Source organism: Micromonospora sp. NPDC023737 (assembly GCF_040639715.1).
Taxonomy (GTDB): Bacteria; Actinomycetota; Actinomycetes; order Mycobacteriales; family Micromonosporaceae; genus Micromonospora.
Genome location: NZ_JBFAAL010000005.1, coordinates 406,542 through 422,859, shown reverse-complemented (window position 1 = coordinate 422,859; position 16,318 = coordinate 406,542). Strand labels below are relative to the sequence as shown.

Genomic DNA, 16,318 nt, shown 5'->3' with positions numbered 1-16,318 from the left:
ACGCCGGCGGAGGGGTACCGACCGTAGTCTCGGCATCGGCGGGACTGGCTGGACCGGGGAGCGACACGATGTGGCGAGCATTGATCGGAGCCCTGTCGGGAGCTCTCCTGGTCGTGATCGGAGCGGCGCTCGCCGCGAATCACCGCGAGATCGCGACGAGGCACATCGGGCTTGCCGAGCGGGTTGTCCGCCCGCTCAGCCCCGCTCGGCGAACGAACTGGACAGCTGACCGGCTCGTCCGGCGACGGAATCGGTTCGTCATGCTCGACAGGCTGTTCGGCGTGTTGATCACGTCGATGGGGGCGGTGGCGCTGGTCAACGGCGGGCGCCTCCTACTGAATGCCCTCTTCTGACACGGCCGCGCCCGCGTTTCGGCCCCGCGCCGCCAGGGCGGCCGATGATGCCCGCGGAGCTTGTGTTCCGGCCCTACCTTGTGAATCTGGCGAACCATGCCACTGCGCTATCGGATCCTCCTGTGGTGTGGCCTTCCGTTCGTGGCGGTCGCCTCGCCGCCCTCGTCCGTACGCGCGCCGCGGAGCCCATCGGCGTGGCCATCGTCTACGGTGCCGGTCACGCGCCGGCGATCCTCCGTGGACTTTCGGACCGGCACGGCTACCGCCCCAGGACGGGCGAGTGGCTCACCGTCCTGGATGCCTGACCTCCGACCAGAGGTCAGCCGGCGGTGTCGCGTACCGCCTCGGCGAAGACCTCCGAGCGGTGCTCGAAGTTGCGGAACCGGCCGTAGCTCGGCGCCGCGGGCGAAAGCAGCACCACGCCACCGACCGGGGTCAGTTCCCGGGCCAGCCGCACCGCGTCCACCAACTCGTCGACCGTCTCGGTCCGCACCTTCGGCAGCCCCGCGAGCGCCTCGACGATCCGCGGGCCGCTGTCCGGAATCCCGATGACGGTTATCTCGCGCTCGGCCAGGTGCTCCCGCAGCGGGCCGTAGTCCAACCCCCGGTCGGTGCCGCCGACGATCACGGTGAGGGGCCGTCCCTCGTACGCGTCGATGGCGTGCATGGCGGCGTACGGGCTGGTGGCGAGGGTGTCGTCGACAAAGGTGAGCCCGGACGGGTCGACGATCTCGGTGAGCCGGTGGGCCAGTCCCTGGAACCCGGCGACCGCCACGGCGAGCGTGTCCTTACGGCCGACGACGTCCACGCCGAGCGCGTCGAGCACGGCGAGCGCGACGCAGAGGTTGCCCTCGTTGTGCCGACCGACCAGTGGCAGCACGGCGCGCGGGAAGAGCGGCTGATCGCGAAGGTGGAACCAGGGCGCGCCGTCCGAGCCGGTGGCCACGTACGCGGTGTCGGGCAGGCCGGCGCGTACCGCCGCCCGGTCGCCCAGTTCGAGCGCGAGCCGCGGGTCGTTGCCGTTGACCACCACGGTCCGCGGCCCGTACGCGAGCAGGTTGAGCTTGTCCCGGTAGTACTCGGCCTCGCCGCCGTGGGCGTCGAGGTGCTCGGGGAAGAGCGCGGTGACCACCGCCACCCGGGGCGAGTCCATCAGGTCGCTGCACTGGTAGCTGGAGAGTTCCAGCACGTACAGGTCGGCCTCGGGCAGGTCCAACGTGGGCACGCCGATGTTGCCACCGAAGACGTTCGGCCGGTCCACCGCGTTCAGCAGGTGGCTGATCAGGCTCGACGTGGTGCTCTTGCCCTTGCTGCCGGTGACCCCGACGGTCCGGTCGGCGTGGTCGGCCATCCAGAGCGCGGTGCCCTGGGTGATGGTGACACCCTGGCGGCGCAGCTCGACCAGCCACGGGTGGGTCTGCGGCACGCCCGGCGAGCGGACCACCACATCGGCGGCGGCGAGCCGGGCGAAAGCCTCCTCGCCGGTGACGAGCGGGGCGGCCTCGGCAAGTGGCCCGTCCCACGGCAGCGAGAGGAAGTTGGCGCTGTCGTCGACGGCGACCAGCTCGGCCGGGCCGTGTGCGGCGATCGCGGTCACCGCCGCCCGGCCCTCCCGGCCGGTCCCCCAGACGGCGACGGAACGTCCGCGCAGGTCAGACAAGCGCACAGGTGATCTCCTCCGGGTTTCGGCGGTACCGGACGGGCCGGGTGTCGCGGTGCGGGTCCGGCACAGCCGGGCACGGCCGGACGAACCAGGGCCTAGTATGGCGTGTGCGCTACGAGCAACTGCGGCGGATGGACGCCTTCGGATTCCCGTCCTACTCGATCGACCTCTCCACCGGTGAGGCGTTGTTCGACTACGCTCTGACAGGTCCCGGCGGTGAGCAGCGGTTCACCGAGGCGATCACACTTCCACTCCCGGAGACGCCGCCCTCCGACGAGGCGGTCGCCGCCCTCGGTCGGGTGCTCGAGCTGCTGCACGTCGTCGCCGGAGTCAGCTACTACAAGGTCGCCGCGCCCGGCCGGCTGGTGCTGCCGGCTCCGCTCGGGCCGGCCGCCGCCGAGCTCGTCACGGCCATCTACACCAAGGGCCTCGGGGAGTACGCGTACCGCAACCAGTTGCGGCATGTGCTCCAGCTCACGCCGGAGATCCCGGACGGCTCCGTCAAGCCCCTGGCCCCGCTGGACAACTCCGACCGGCGGCCGCTGTCGGCGGTCGGCGGCGGCAAGGACTCGATCGTCAGCCTGGAGGCGCTGCGGCGGGCCGGCTTCGACCCGGTGCCGTTCTCGGTCAACCCGAACCACGTGATCGTCTCGGTGAACGAGGCGTCGGGGCTCGCGCCGCTGGCCGCCCGCCGCCGGATCGACCCGGTGCTGTTCGATCTGAACGCCGGCGGCGCCCGCAACGGACACATCCCGGTCACCGCGATCAACTCGCTGATCGCGGTCGCGACGTCGGTGCTGCACGGGCTGGGGCCGGTGGTGATGTCCAACGAACGCTCCGCGTCCGACCCGAACCTGATCTGGAACGGTCACGAGATCAACCACCAGTGGTCCAAGGGGGTCGAGGCCGAGGGGCTGCTGCGTGCGGCGCTCACCGAGCACGCCGGGCTCGCCGAGCCCTACTTCTCGCTGCTGCGGCCACTGTCGGAGCTGCACATCGCCCGGCTCTTCGCCGGGATCGACCGCTACGACGACGTGGTGACCAGCTGCAACGCGGCGTTCAAGCTGCGTGACCCCAGCGAACGCTGGTGCCGGGACTGCCCGAAGTGCCGGTTCGTCTTCCTGGCGCTCGCCCCGTTCATGCCCCGGGAGCGGATCACCCACATCTTCGGTGGCGACCTGCTCGCCGACGAGACCCAGATCCCCGGCTACCGGGAGCTGCTCGGGGTGGACGGGCACAAGCCGTTCGAGTGCGTCGGCGAGGTGGAGGAGTCGGTGGTGGCGTTGAGCCTGCTCGCCGAGCAGGAGCAGTGGCGCGACGCCCCGGTCGTACGCGCCCTGGTGGACGCCGTACCCGACACCGCCTGGTCGGTGGTCGCCACCTCGGACGTCTTCACCCCCGGCGGCGGCCCCAACCACGTCCCCCCCGCCTACGCAAAGGCCCTAACCACCCTCTCCTAACCCCCCCGGTCCCGCCTCCCGGTCCCGCCCACCCCGCGATCGCCGCGTCGATCATGAAGTTATTGCCGGGACACGCCGATGCCGGAGGCAATAACTTCATGATCACCGGGCCGGGGCGGGGGTGGGCCGGGTGGGCTGGGGGTGGTCAGGGGGTGCGGATGGCGTCCAGGGCCAGCAGTGCGACGTGGAGGCTGAGGCAGGCTTCGACCGAGTCCAGGTCGACGTCGAGGATGCGCCCTATGCGGGCCAGCCGCTCGTAGAAGGCCGGCCTGGACAGGTGCGCCGCGGCGGCCGCCGCCGACTTGTTCCGGCCCTGTTCGAGGTACGCGCGCAGCGTGTCGAGCAACTGCTCCCGCGGGTGCTGCGCGTCGTACCCGAGCAGCGGGCCGAGTTCCCGCTCGACGAAGGTCTGCACCCGCGGCTCGTCGCGGAGCAGGTGCAGCAGCCCGGCGAGCCCGACGTGCGGCAGCCGGAAGATGGGCAGGTCACGACGGTCCCGGCGGGCCGCGTCGGCGATCTGCCGCGCCTCGATGAGTGAGCGTCGGGCCTCGCGGAGGCCACCCACCCCCGTGCCTGCCGCGATGATCACCGGAGACGGCGGACCCGGGACCGTCGCGCGTGCGCCCTGCCGGGGCAGGTCGCCCCGGGACGGCGCGTCGATCCGGGACGCCGTCTCCGACCGGGTGGCATCGCTCCGGCCCGGTACGTCGACACGGGCCGTACCGTCCTGGCGGGTCGCGGTCGATCCGTCGAGCCGGGCCCGGCGCAGCGCGGCGGCGAACGCGCCCAGCGCCCGCTCCTCGGCGGCGGCGTCAGGCAGGGCGACCAGCGCGCCGACCGCATGGTCGTCGACCGCGCTGGACAGGGCGGCGAGCCGTGCCTCACGCAGCGCATGCTCCACCGCCTCGGCCAGGTCACGCAACCGCGCCGGCGGCGTCGCCGGGCCCGGTTCACCACCCGGGGCACTGTCCCCCGCCGGGCCGTCGGCCCGGAACCGGATCATGATCCCGACCAGGTGTCTGCGGTCCAGCGTCACACCGAGCGCCTTGGCCCGCAGCGCCACCTCGTCCACCGGCCAGGAGTGGTCGAGGAGCGCCGTGAGCAGCGTGCGATGCATCTGCCGTTCCAGCCCTTCGGCGTCCCGGCGGATCAACCGGCCCAACGCCAGCGTGGAGGCGGCCCGCTCGACCAGGATCGTGAGCCGGGTCGGCGGAACGACCTGCGGCGACTGGCGCCCGAGGTGGAAGTCCGGGGTGGTGGCGGGCCGACGTGGGCGGACGGTGGGAAGGTCACCCCCGGCCGGCCAGCGCAACAGCAGACGACCCCAGTCCTGGCCGCGGGCCCCGACCTCGGTCACCAGCCAGCCGCTGTCCGCGTCGTACGCGGTCCGCCCGGCCGGCCGGATCCGGCGCGAGTGCTGCTCCCAGCCGTCGAGTAGCAGTTCGGCGCTCTCCCCCGCCGGGTCGTACGCGAGCACCTGCCGGGACAGGTTCTCCAGCACCACCGGGCAGCCGGAGAGCTCCGCCGCCTGCCGGATCACCTCGCCCGGCCCGGCGCCCTCGACCGACAGCTCGGTGAACCGCTGGTGGATCTCCTCGGTGGCCCGCAGCTCGGTGAGCTGGGCATCCACGATCAGCCCGTGCACCGCCTCCGTGATCCGGACGAACGGGGTGGCCCGTCGCAGCTCCGCCAGGGGCAGCCCGCGGCGTTCGGCCGCGGCCGCCATCACCCGGGGCACCCCGCTGACGTACCGGCGACCCAGCTCGACGACCAGGCCGGACACGCCCACGTCGGCCAGGTCGCCGATGAACGCGCGCAGCCCCGCGTCGTCGGCGGGCAGGCCGATCCCGGTGGTGAGCACCAGCTCACCGCCGCCGAGCAGTGAGGCGATGTCCGGCACCTCGGCCACGTGCACCCAGCGGACCAGCCGGTCGAGCCCGGCCTCCCCCGCCACCAGGCGCGGGGCGCCGTGGCGGACCGGGTCGAGGGCAAGAACCTCACGGACGGTAGGGAACACGGGCGTCACGCTACCGTCCGTGACGCCCGTGGCGGAAACCGGCGCGGCCGCCCCTGCCCGATTCGGGAACGACCGGCCGAAGACCGGGCAGCTTACGGGTGCCCGCACCGGTACGCTCGGCCCGTTTCGGACCGGCCTGAGTTCGCCACGGCGGCGACTACACCCACCACTACAGCGGGTCGTCGCGGCCCAGCTCCCAGAACGCCACCGCCGCGGCGGCGGCGACGTTCAACGAGTCCACCCCACGGCGCATCGGGAGCACGACCCGTACGTCGCTGGCATTCTGCGCCGCCGCGGTCAGGCCAGGACCTTCGGCCCCCAGGAGAAGGGCCGCCCGCTGACGCTGCGCCGGCGTCAGCCGCTGGATCGGTACGGCGTCCGATGCCGGCGTCATGGCGAGCACGCTGAAGCCCGCCTCCCGGATCTGATCCAGGCCACCAGGCCACTGATCGAACTTGGCGTACGGCACCGCGAACACCTCACCCATGCTGACCCGGACGCTGCGCCGGTAGAGCGGGTCGGCGCAGGTCGGCGAGAGCAGCACCGCGTCGACACCCAGGGCGGCGGCCCCCCTGAAGATGGCGCCGAGGTTGGTGTGGTTGTTCACATCCTCGAGGATCACCACCCGGCGGGCCTCCGCGAGCACCTCGGCCACCGTGGGCAGCGGCCGCCGCCGGAAGGACGCGAGCACACCCCGGTGTACGTGGAAGCCGGTGGCCTTCTCCAGCACGTCCTGGCTCGCCGCGTAGACCGGCGCCTCCCCGGTGTCCAGGTCGGCGAGCTGATCGACCCGCTTGGCGTCAACCAGGTACGACCGCGCCGGATAGCCGGCCCGCAGTGCCCGGCGCAGCACCAGCTCGCCCTCGGCGATGAACAGCCCGTGCGGGGGCTCCCAGCGGGTACGCAGCTCGACGTCGGTCAGCGCGCGGTAGTCGGCGATCCGCTCGTCGTCAGGGTCGGTGATCTCGTGGACGGGCACCCGACGATTCTGCCGGACGTCCGTCCACCCGACCGCCTGCCGTGCGCGCAGCGCGGCGCACCTCACGCCACCCCGCACCGCCGACCACCGGAGCGTCCCCGTTCCACGTGGTGGCGCGGGCCGACACCCACGCCCCACGTCGATGCTACGGCGCCCGACCTTCCGCCAGCGACGCGTGCTCACTCCGCCCGCTGGTAGTGCAGCAGCACCGAACAGCCGTCGAAGGTACGGGTCTGCGCCAGGCGCAGGCCGAGCCGCTCGGCGTCCAGGAACACCGGCTGGCCGCCACCGAGCACCACCGGGTGCACAACGATCACGTACTCGTCGATCAGCCCGAGTTCGGTCAGCGCCGAGGCGAGCTTCGAGCCCCCGGTGAGCAGGAGGTCCTTGCCGGGCTCCGCCTTGAGCGCGGTGATCTCGGCGGCCAGGTCACCGCCGCCGATCACCCGGGCCCCCTCGGCGGCCCCGGTGAGCGTCCGGGAGACCACGACCTTCGGCGTCTTCCGCCAGACCGGCGCGAACGCGAGGTCGTGCGGGTCCTCGGACATCGACTCGGCCCGTGGCCAGTAGAAGGACATCAGTTCCCAGACCTTGCGGCCGTAGAGGAAGGCGCCGGCCCGCTCGGTCAGCTCGAACGAGTACGCCGACAGCTCCGGGCCCATGTGTGCCCAGTCGAACTCACCGTTCGGGCCGTGGATGTAGCCGTCGACCGACTGGTGTACGTAGTAGACGATCTTGCGCATGGCCGTTTCTCCTCCGGCGCGGTACGCCCCCAGACGGGGCCTCTCGCCCGTTGGTCGGAGCCGCCCGGCCGGATCCGACAACCCGGCCCGACTTTCGCCGGATCTTTCGTTCGCTCGTCGCAGACGGCCGCGTGCCGGGGCTCGGGCTCGTCCATCAGCCGGTCGGCACGCAGCTTCTCCGCTGGACGTCCCGCCCGACCCCAAGAGCTCGGACGCAAGTTGTCGCCCGCCACGACGAAGCGACCGCTCCGGCACGGTGCTGGAAACGGCTTCGGGTGCGGTTGTCGCCGCCGTGACGACAACTGCACCCGAAGCCGGCTGAGTGTTCCGGCGGTCAGCCGCGCCCGGCGAGCCAGCGCTCCAGCAGCGACCCGGGGTCGTCCGTACGCTGACGGTTGTCGGTGCGGTCCGGCCGCACCGGCGGACGGTCTGCCGGCCGGTGCGGGTTGCCGGCCAACTCCTGGCTGGGTGCGGTGAAGTCCTTCTCCGGCTTGCCCTTGACCGCCGTCGAGATCACGTGCGCGACCGCGTCGATCACCTGAGCCTGCACGGCGGAGCCCACCGAGTCGGTCGGGTCGTCGGGGTTCGCGGCGATGCCGGCGACCGCTACCTGCGGCGTGAACCCGACGAAGGTCTCGGTGGCGTTCTCCTCCGAGCTACCCGTCTTGCCGGCGACCGGACGGCCACCGAGGATGTCGTTCACCGAGGTGGCCGTACCGCCGTTGCACTGCCCGTACGCGGACTGCTGTCCGACCGGGCAACGCGCCGCATCCGTGGCGGCCCGGGCCACGTCGGCGTCCAGCACCCGCTTGCAGGACGGGTCGGCGACCTGAACCCGTTCACCGTTCGCGGCCGTCACCGAGACCACCGGCAACGGCTTGCAGTACATGCCCTCGGAGGCCACGGTGGCGTACGCGTTGGCGACGTCGAGCGGCGTGGTCGCGGCGACGCCGAGGGTGAAGGACCCCCAGTTGGCCGCGTTGTCCTTGGCGAAACTGGCGTCCGCGTCGGCCCGGAACGTGATGCCGAGCCGCTGCGCCATCTCGACGACCTTGTCCTGCCCGACCTGCTCGGCCAGCCAGACGAAGTACGTGTTGACCGAGCGGCCGAAGCCGTCCCACATCATCCGGTAGCCGTCCATCCAGTCCGGGTTGGCGTTGGCCGGACACCAGTGGCCGCCGCAGTTGCCCTCACCGTTGTCCGGGTAGCGGGTGGGTAGCTTCGCGGGCGCGTCGAAGCCGGTGGAGAGCGTCTTGCCCGACTCCAGCGCGGCGAGCATCGTGAAGAGCTTGAACGTCGACCCGGCCTGATAGCCGTCGACCCCGCCCCCGCCCGAGATCAGCGGGTTGACGGTGTTCGGGTGGTTCTCCTGCCCCTTCGGGTTCGCGGCGAGGCTGTAGTGCCGGTTCACCGCCATCGCCAGCACCCGACCGGTGCCCGGCTCGACCGCGGCGATCGGCAGCGCGTTCTTGCTGTCGTACCCGTACACCTCGGTGGCCTGCTTCTGGGCGGCGTCCTGGATCTTCGGGTCGAGCGAGGTGACGACGGTGTAGCCGCCCCGACGCAGCGCCTGCTCCCGCTCCTCCGTGGTCGCGCCGAACGCCGGCTGGGTCAGCCACCAGCGGCGCAGGTAGTCGCAGAAGAAGCCCCAGTCGTCGTGCCCCTGCGCGGTCGCCGTGCAGCCGTTGGCCTGGGCGGTCGGGTGCAGGACGAGCTTCTCGGCCTTGGCCTGGGCCGCCTGCGCGGCCGTGATCGCCCCGGTCTGCACCATCGAGTCGAGCACGTACGACCGGCGCGCCAGCGCCTGGTCCCGGTCACCGTCGAGCGGGCTGTACGCGTCCGGCGACTGCACGAGGCCGGCGAGCAGAGCCGACTCGGCGAGGGTCAGCTGCCCCGGCTCCTTGCCGAAGTACCGCTGGCTGGCGGCCGCGACGCCGTACGCCCCGGAGCCGAAGTACGCGATGTTCAGGTACCGGTTGAGGATCTCGTCCTTACTGAGCGACTTCTCCAACGCCGAGGCGTACCGGATCTCCTGGATCTTGCGGCCCACGGTCGGGTCGGTGGCGGCCTGCCGCTCCTCCGCCGTGCGGGTCGGGTCCGTCTTCAGCACGTTGCGGACGTACTGCATGGTGAGCGTGGAGCCGCCCTGTTCGGTGCCGCCGCCCTTCACGTTCGCCACCACCGCACGGAACAGGCCGCGCAGATCGGCGCCGCCGTGCTCGTAGAACCGCCGGTCCTCGGCCGCCACGATCGCCTGCCGCATCACCGGCGCGATCTCCGACAGCGAAACGTCGGTGCGGTTCACGTCGTAGAACGTGGTGATCAACGTCTTGCCGTCGTTCGCGTAGATGTAGGAGCGCTGCGGGGTGGCCGGCGTACGCAGGGCATCCGGTAGCGCGGCGTACGCCCCGAGCGCCGACCGGGTGACGAGCCCGAACAGCAGGTTGCCGGGGAGTACGGCCACCGCGAGGACGAGGCCGGCCAGCACCCCGGCGAGGAGCACGGTGAACAGCCTCGAGAGCGGTGAACGGAGAGGGGCCATGGTCCCCAGGATTGCCACGAAAGCCATCAACCGACCAGCCCGCGGGCCGGTTTGTCAGGAACTTCACCGCCTCGCCCCAGCAACCTCCCACCCTCCACCCCCACCGCGACACGCGCGACACGGGTGACGGGGGTGACGCGGGTGATCATGAAGTTATTGCCCGCTCACGCGGCGTGTCCCGGCAATAACTTCATGATCATCACTTCAGGGCCGGCCGTTGGGTCCGGGGTTGGGTTGGGTTGGGTTGGGTTGGGTTGGGTGGGTCAGGCGGGTGAGAGGGGGCCGCCGGGGGCGGCCGGTGGCGGGGTCGCGGTGGCGACGCTCGCCGAGGCCGCGTCGCGGACGATCTCGCGCGGCACGAGCCGGCCGGAGCGGTAGCCGATGCCGATTCCGGCGATCAACACGAAGATCGCGCCGAAGGTCTGCAGTGAGCCGACCAGCGCGCCGCCGAGGCCGAGCAGCGGCGCTGCGATCATCAGCATCACTCCGTCGCCCATGCTGAACGCGCCGGAGCGGGCCACCGCCCAGCCGGTGAGGAACCAGCCGATGCTGTAGCAGGTCGCTCCGACCAGCACCAACATGCGGGCGGTGGTACCGAACACGGGCGTCTGCTCCTCGAGTCCGGCGAACGGGAGCATCAACACCGTGCCGGCGATGCTCACGAGCAGGCCCGCCGCAGCGCCCTTGCGGCTGCGGGTCGCGGCGAGGAGCCCGGTGAGGGCCAACAGGGCGAGCAGACCCAACCAGACCGCGGCCACCCAGCCGACCAGGTAGAGCGGCCGACCGTCGGCCGGGTACGGGTCGTTGCCCACCCCGCCGTCGCTGGCCATCGCGACCGCGCCGTACAGGACGGCGTACGCAGGCAGCAGCCACACCGCGGCGCGGGCGAACCGGCGTACCGACCAGGCCCAGCTCGCGTTGGTCGCCGGCCCCGCCGAGGTCGGCTCACCGACGAAGGGCAGCACCCCGAACCCACCGCCCGTACGCCGAGTGCCGAGCGGTCCGGTCGGGTCGTGTGCTCCGCTCACCGGGGCCGAGGACCATATCCGCTTCGCCGGATCCTTCATGCGTCACCTCGCTCCTCACGAGCGGTGCGGAACGCCGGGGCGCCCCGATGCCTGGTCACCACCCGTCCTCCGACCGATCGTGGCAGCGATCCGAGCAGGAGTGAGGGGCTTTCGCGTTATTCCCAACGCACCGCCCCAACGCCACAACAATCGGCACACGCGCCAGCCAGGTCCGGGCGCGGCTCCGGCGATCGGAACGCGAACGCCCACGCTAGAAGCAGGCCTGCGTCAAACACGGGGCCTGCGCCAGACACGGGAGCTCACGCGGGAAGCGGCGGCCCGCGCAGCGGCCGCCGAGCCCGGAATCGCGGAGCCCGGACCGTGGAGCCCGGACCGCGGAGCCCGGAGCCCGGACCGCGGAGCCCGGAGCCCGGATCGCGGAGCCCGGACCGTGGAGCCCGGACCGCGGAGCCCGGACCGCGAGCCCGGACCGCGGGGCCCGGACCGCGGGGCCCGGACCGCGGATCGAACCCCACGATCAACTCGAGATCATTGATGTCGCGGTGTCCCATGCCCATTGATACCGCGACTTCAAGGAAGGCGAGTCGATCATGCCGAGGACCCGTGTCAGGCAGTCCGCGAAATCCGGTTCACCCCTGTTTGCCCCTGCATAACGAGCGGCGCAGCCGGCGATCAGTGGCTGTCGAATATCGGTTGGCGGTCGGCCCGGCCGGCAGGTTGGCCTGTCGGTCCGCCCGGTTGGCGGGGTTGGCAGGCCGGCCCGCCCGGCTGGCGGGGTGACAGGCCGGTCCACCCGGCTGGCGGGGTGGCAGGCCGGTCCGCCCGGCTGGCGGGGTGGCAGGCCGGTCCGGTCCACCCTGCGGGCGGGTGGGTTGGCGGTTGGCGGTTTGGCCGGTTGGCTCGGTTGGCCAAGGGCCAGCTCGCCGGTCGGCGGTTTGTCCGGTCGGCCCCCGTCGGCCAATGGGCCCGGTTGCCGGTCGGCCCGGTTGCCCGGTTGCCCGGTCGGCCCGGTTTCGCGGGTGGTGGGGTGGCCCGGGTGCCCGGGTGCCCGGGTGCCCGGGTGGCCGGGTGGCCGGGTGGCCCCGTTGGGCGGGTCGGCGGGTCCGCGGGGAAGAAACGACGCGGGTCGCCTGGCGTGCTTCCCGAGGGGAATCAGCCTGGCGACCCGCGTCGCAGGTGTTCGCTCAGCCGCGCTCGCGCTGGTCGGCCGGATCGTTCACCAGGCTCGCCGGGGAGACCGGCTCCGGCGCGGGCAGCCCCTGCGGCGTACCACCGGTGGCCTGCGCCTCGGCGACGCGTACCTCGTCGTGGATTTCCTGGGCGGCCGCCGCGGCGGCCTGCGCGGCCTCGGCCGCCTCGCGCTCGACGGCGCTCGCGTGGTCGGCCGCCTCCGGCGCGGGCTCGTCGCCCACCATCCGGCTCAATCCGCCGAGCGCGCCACCCATCCCTTCGAGGGCCTTGGTCAGCTCGGCCGGCACGATCCAGACCTTGTTGGCGGTGCCGTTGGCGATCTGCGGCAGGGCCTGGAGGTATTGGTAGGCGAGCACCTTCTGGCTCGGGTTCGCCTGGTGGACGGCGTCGAAGACGGTACGGATCGCCTTGGCCTGACCCTCGGCCTGGAGGATCCGGGCCTGCCGGTCACCGTCGGCACGCAGCACCGCGGCCTGCTTCTCACCCTCGGCGGTGAGGATCTGCGCCTGCTTGTGACCCTCGGCGTTGAGGATGGCGGCCCGACGGTCCCGCTCGGCGCGCATCTGCTTCTCCATCGAGTCGCGGATGCTCGGCGGCGGCTCGATCGCCTTGATCTCGACCCGGGTCACCTTGATGCCCCAGCGGCCGGTGGTCTCGTCCAGCACGCCGGAGAGGTGCCGGTTGATCTCCTCGCGGCTGGTCAGTGCCCGCTCGAGATCCAGCGAGCCGATGACGTTACGCAGCGTGGTGACCGTCAGCTGCTCGATCGCCTGGATGAAGTTGGAGATCTCGTAGGTCGCACGGACCGAGTCGATGACCTTGTAGTAGAGCACCGTGTCGATCGAGACGACCAGGTTGTCGGAGGTGATTACCGGCTGCGGCGGGAAGCTGACCACCTGCTCACGCATGTCGACCTTGGTGCGCACCGCGTCGATGAACGGCACCAGCAGGTTGAGGCCCGGATTGAGGGTCCTCTTGTACTTGCCCAGCCGCTCGACCACGTCCTGGCGCTGCTGCGGCACGATCCGCACCGCCTTGGCCAGTGTCACCACAGCGATCAACGCCACGGCGATCACCAGCACGGTTATCGCTGGCATTCCCTCACCCTCCCGCTTCCGGCAATTCGCCGGACGTAACATCGTCGTCCTGCCACACCAGGGCCGTCGCGCCCCGGACCTTTATCACCCGCACCCGCCGACCGGGGTCGAACGACTGCGTCGCGTCGTACGACCGCGCGGTCCACAGCTCACCGTCGATCTTGACCAGGCCGTGCTCGGCGTCCACCCGCTCCAGCACCAGCGCCGTCGCCCCCTCGATCGCCTCGACACCGAACGGCTGCTCGCCGCTCTCCAGCGCCGAGCGTCGGTGCCGCTTGATCACGGGCCGGACGACCGTCAAGGTGAGCGCGGAGACCACCGCGAACACCAGCGCCTGCACGAGCGTCGGCGCACCGAGCGCCGCCGCGCCGGCTGCGGCGAACGCACCGGCCGCGAACATGATCAGGAAAAGCGTCGTCGTGAATACCTCGGCGACCGCCAGCAACACACCCAACACGACCCACAGCACGGCGTCCACCCCTCGATCGTGACACGCAAATGCACGCGCGGCTGCCCCGGGATGATCAGTAAGCTCGGCGACGTCCGCGGCGGGCCCACCCGGCCGCGCGTCCAACGCACCCCAGCGAGCGAGGAGAACCCGTGTCCCTGCTGCCCGGAACCGCCCGTCAGGTCGACCTCCTGGTCGCGCAGGCGCAGTCGGCGGGACGTGTGCCGTCGCTGGTGATGGGCGTGGTCCGCGACGGGTCGCTGGTGCACGTCGCCACCGCCGGCGAGCACCCCGCTGCCCACCCGGACCTGCAGTTCCGGCTCGGTTCGATCAGCAAGACGATGACCGCCGTCGTGGTGATGCAGGAACGCGACGCGGGCCGGCTGAGCCTCGACGACCCGCTGGAGAAGCACCTGCCCGGCACCGGAGTGGGCGGGCTCACCCTGCGCCAGCTCCTCGGGCACGCCAGCGGCCTGCAACGCGAACCGGAGGGCGAGTGGTGGGAGCGGGCCGAGGGCAGCGACCTGACGACCCTGTTGACCGGGGTGAGCGCGACCAAGATCGCTTACCCGGCGCACCGTGCGTACCACTACTCGAACCTGGCGTACGGGCTGCTCGGCGGGGTGCTGGAGCGGATCACCGGTACGCCGTGGGCAGAGCTGGTCCGCCAGCGGATCCTCGACCCGTTGGGCCTGCGGCGCACCACGTACGCGGCGACCGAGCCGTTCGCCCGTGGATACGTGGTACATCCGTGGCACGGCACGCTCCGGGAGGAGCCACGCACCGACACCGGAGCGATGGCCCCGGCCGGCCAGCTCTGGTCCACGGTGGAGGACCTTGCCGGCTGGGCGGCGTTCCTGGCCGACCCGGCACCCGAGGTGCTCGCACCGGGCACGCTGACCGAGATGTGCGCCCCCGTGGTGATCAGTGACCTCGACTCGTGGACCGGCGGGCACGGCCTCGGCCTGGAGCTCTACCGCGACGGCGACCGCGTGTACGTCGGCCACGGCGGCTCGATGCCGGGCTACGTGGCCGCACTGGCGGTGCACCGCCCGAGCCGTACCGCGGTGGTGGGCTTCGCCAACGCGTACGGCTTCGGGATCGGCGGCCTGGGGCGGCAGATCCTCGCCACCGTGCTCGACACCGAGCCACCGCTGCCCCGCCCCTGGCAGCCGACCAGCGCCGCCCCGTCGACCGGGGTCACCGAGGTGACCGGCCGCTGGTGGTGGATGGGTGTGCCGCTCGACGTCCGCTGGGACGAGGCCGCCGGCGAACTGGAGGTGCTCATGCGCGGCGAGCGGATGAACCGGTTCGTCGCCGAGGGGCCGGACCGGTGGCGGGGCTGTTCGGGCCCGGAGCACGGGGAGATCCTCTCGGTGCTCCGCGACGACTCGGGCGTCGCCGTGGCGCTCGACATCGCCACCTTCGTCTTCACCCGCAGCCCGGACCAGGAACCCTGACAGCGGCTCGGCCAGGCGGCGCGCCGGTGCGGTGCCGAGTCACCGCAGCCGGCGCCGAGGCTCCGGCAACTGCCGCAACCCCGGGTCCGGCGGCTCAGCCAGCGCTCCGGCGACCGCCACAACCCCAAGCCCACGGCTCAGTCGGTCGCCGGCTCCGTGACGAAGTCGATCAAGCGTTCCATCGCGTTGATGAGCGGGGTCTCCACGTCGGCGAAGCTGTCGACCCGCGACAGGATGTGCCGCCACATGTCGGCCGGTTCGGCGACGCCCAGCGCGGCGCAGACCCCCTCCTTCCAGGGACGTCCGGGCGGCACCACCGGCCACGCCGCGATACCGAGCGCCTTCGGCTTCACCGCCTGCCACACGTCGACGTACGGGTGGCCGGTCACGAGCACGTGCGGCGAGGTCACCTTCGCCACGATCCGGCTCTCCTTGGAGCCTGGCACCAGGTGGTCGACGAGTACGCCGAGCCGCCGGCTCGGCCCGGGTCCGAAGGCGCGGACCTCCGCGCCGAGGGCGTCGATGCCGTCCAGCGGCTCGACCACCACTCCCTCGATGCGCAGGTCGTCGCCCCAGATCCGCTCGACCAGCGCGGCATCGTGCACGCCCTCGACCCAGATCCGGCTCGCCTTGGCCACCTGCGCCTTCACGTTGTCCACGGCGACCGAGCCGGACGCGGTCCGGCGACGCGGTGCGGGGGCCGAGGTCCGCACCGGGCGGCGCAGGGTCACCGGCTTCCCGTCCAGCAGGAACGCGGCCGGCAGCAGCGGGAAGTTGCGCCGACGGCCATGCCGGTCCTCCAGCACCACCGCACCCGACTCGAAGCCCACCACCGCGCCGCAGAACCCGGAGTCGGCGTCCTCGACCACGAGGTCGGGTTCCGCGTCCACCTCCGGTACGACCTTGCGCCGCCGCCAGTCCCCCGCCAACACGTCGCTCTCGTACCGCCGCGCCATGTGGATCACGCTAACTGCCACCTCCCCACCCGCCCCGCCGACACACCGGACCCAGGTTGTCTCGCCGCTCACCCTCCGCCGACCGGCGAGCCCCCCATCCGTCGCCGGCGAGCCCGGGGAAGGCAATGCCTGGGCGATCCAGCACCCCACCGGCGACACCCCGTACCGCCGCGCACGCCCAGAGCGACGGCCGGCACGCCGGTCGGCCGGCCCACGACCACGTCCAACCGTCAAGATCGCGCAACGACACGGAAGCAGTGGCCTCCCTGTGCCAAGGAGACCACTACTTCGTAGATACAGCGCGATCTTGCAGCGATCGCGACGCGCACGGCCCGGCATGGCACGCCGGGTCGGGGCGGCACGCCGGGTCAGGGCGGCACG

13 protein-coding genes are annotated in these 16,318 nt (G+C 72.2%); 4 read left to right on the top strand and 9 right to left on the bottom strand.

The features are described from left to right. The first annotated feature begins 113 nt into the window (after positions 1-113). Both AB0F98_RS15230 and AB0F98_RS15225 read left to right on the top strand, forming a co-directional pair. Positions 114-353 (top strand): hypothetical protein, encoded by a 240-nt coding sequence (locus AB0F98_RS15230; RefSeq protein WP_357734580.1) that lies wholly within the window; start codon positions 114-116, stop codon positions 351-353. A 125-nt stretch (positions 354-478) separates the two neighbouring features. Continuing rightward, a complete protein-coding gene (locus AB0F98_RS15225; protein ID WP_357734577.1) occupies positions 479-658 on the top strand; it encodes a hypothetical protein in 180 nt (59 codons plus the stop codon). Between the two features lie 14 nt (positions 659-672). Here the strand turns inward: AB0F98_RS15225 and murD are convergent, their stop codons facing one another. Further along, the gene (gene murD / locus AB0F98_RS15220; protein ID WP_357734574.1) at positions 673-2,019 is read right to left on the bottom strand and encodes a UDP-N-acetylmuramoyl-L-alanine--D-glutamate ligase; all 1,347 of its coding nucleotides are present in this window, start codon (positions 2,017-2,019) and stop codon (positions 673-675) included. 104 nt (positions 2,020-2,123) lie between these two features. Here murD and AB0F98_RS15215 point away from each other — a divergent pair, with 104 nt between their 5' ends. Next, positions 2,124-3,476, top strand: coding sequence for a hypothetical protein (locus AB0F98_RS15215; protein ID WP_357734571.1), 1,353 nt, complete (start codon positions 2,124-2,126; stop codon positions 3,474-3,476). A gap of 145 nt (positions 3,477-3,621) precedes the next feature. Here AB0F98_RS15215 and AB0F98_RS15210 read toward each other — a convergent pair whose 3' ends face one another. The 7 genes from AB0F98_RS15210 to AB0F98_RS15180 all read right to left on the bottom strand — a co-directional run bounded on the left by AB0F98_RS15210 (position 3,622) and on the right by AB0F98_RS15180 (position 13,551). Further along, complete coding sequence (locus AB0F98_RS15210) at positions 3,622-5,502, bottom strand: PucR family transcriptional regulator (RefSeq protein WP_357734568.1); 1,881 nt, start codon at positions 5,500-5,502, stop codon at positions 3,622-3,624. Between the two features lie 160 nt (positions 5,503-5,662). After that, the gene (locus tag AB0F98_RS15205; RefSeq protein ID WP_357734565.1) at positions 5,663-6,550 is read right to left on the bottom strand and encodes an RNA methyltransferase; all 888 of its coding nucleotides are present in this window, start codon (positions 6,548-6,550) and stop codon (positions 5,663-5,665) included. 101 nt (positions 6,551-6,651) lie between these two features. Continuing rightward, on the bottom strand, positions 6,652-7,215 hold the full coding sequence (locus tag AB0F98_RS15200) for a dihydrofolate reductase family protein (protein WP_357734562.1): 564 nt from the start codon (positions 7,213-7,215) through the stop codon (positions 6,652-6,654). Positions 7,216-7,549: 334 nt separating this feature from the next. Next, positions 7,550-9,757: a transglycosylase domain-containing protein gene (locus AB0F98_RS15195; protein ID WP_357734559.1), complete on the bottom strand. Its 2,208-nt coding sequence runs from the start codon at positions 9,755-9,757 to the stop codon at positions 7,550-7,552. A 263-nt stretch (positions 9,758-10,020) separates the two neighbouring features. After that, on the bottom strand, positions 10,021-10,824 hold the full coding sequence (locus AB0F98_RS15190) for a hypothetical protein (RefSeq protein WP_357734556.1): 804 nt from the start codon (positions 10,822-10,824) through the stop codon (positions 10,021-10,023). Between the two features lie 1,145 nt (positions 10,825-11,969). Beyond that, on the bottom strand, positions 11,970-13,073 hold the full coding sequence (locus tag AB0F98_RS15185; RefSeq protein ID WP_357734553.1) for an SPFH domain-containing protein: 1,104 nt from the start codon (positions 13,071-13,073) through the stop codon (positions 11,970-11,972). Positions 13,074-13,077: 4 nt separating this feature from the next. Next, positions 13,078-13,551, bottom strand: coding sequence for an NfeD family protein (locus AB0F98_RS15180; protein ID WP_357734550.1), 474 nt, complete (start codon positions 13,549-13,551; stop codon positions 13,078-13,080). Positions 13,552-13,673: 122 nt separating this feature from the next. On the opposite strand from AB0F98_RS15180, the gene AB0F98_RS15175 reads away from it, so the two are divergent. Then, a complete protein-coding gene (locus AB0F98_RS15175) occupies positions 13,674-14,981 on the top strand; it encodes a serine hydrolase domain-containing protein (RefSeq protein ID WP_357734547.1) in 1,308 nt (435 codons plus the stop codon). A 137-nt stretch (positions 14,982-15,118) separates the two neighbouring features. On the opposite strand, the gene AB0F98_RS15170 is transcribed toward AB0F98_RS15175, so the two are convergent. Beyond that, positions 15,119-15,937: a DUF3097 domain-containing protein gene (locus AB0F98_RS15170; protein ID WP_357734544.1), complete on the bottom strand. Its 819-nt coding sequence runs from the start codon at positions 15,935-15,937 to the stop codon at positions 15,119-15,121. Positions 15,938-16,318 lie beyond the last annotated feature (381 nt).

What these genes read in the sequence shown, in the direction of transcription:
- AB0F98_RS15200 (WP_357734562.1), bottom strand. Translation starts at nt 7,215, where the DNA reads ATGCGCAAGATCGTCTACTACGTACACCAGTCGGTCGACGGCTACATC.
- AB0F98_RS15185 (WP_357734553.1), bottom strand. Translation starts at nt 13,073, where the DNA reads ATGCCAGCGATAACCGTGCTGGTGATCGCCGTGGCGTTGATCGCTGTG.
- AB0F98_RS15190 (WP_357734556.1), bottom strand. Translation starts at nt 10,824, where the DNA reads ATGAAGGATCCGGCGAAGCGGATATGGTCCTCGGCCCCGGTGAGCGGA.
- AB0F98_RS15195 (WP_357734559.1), bottom strand. Translation starts at nt 9,757, where the DNA reads ATGGCCCCTCTCCGTTCACCGCTCTCGAGGCTGTTCACCGTGCTCCTC.
- AB0F98_RS15170 (WP_357734544.1), bottom strand. Translation starts at nt 15,937, where the DNA reads ATGGCGCGGCGGTACGAGAGCGACGTGTTGGCGGGGGACTGGCGGCGG.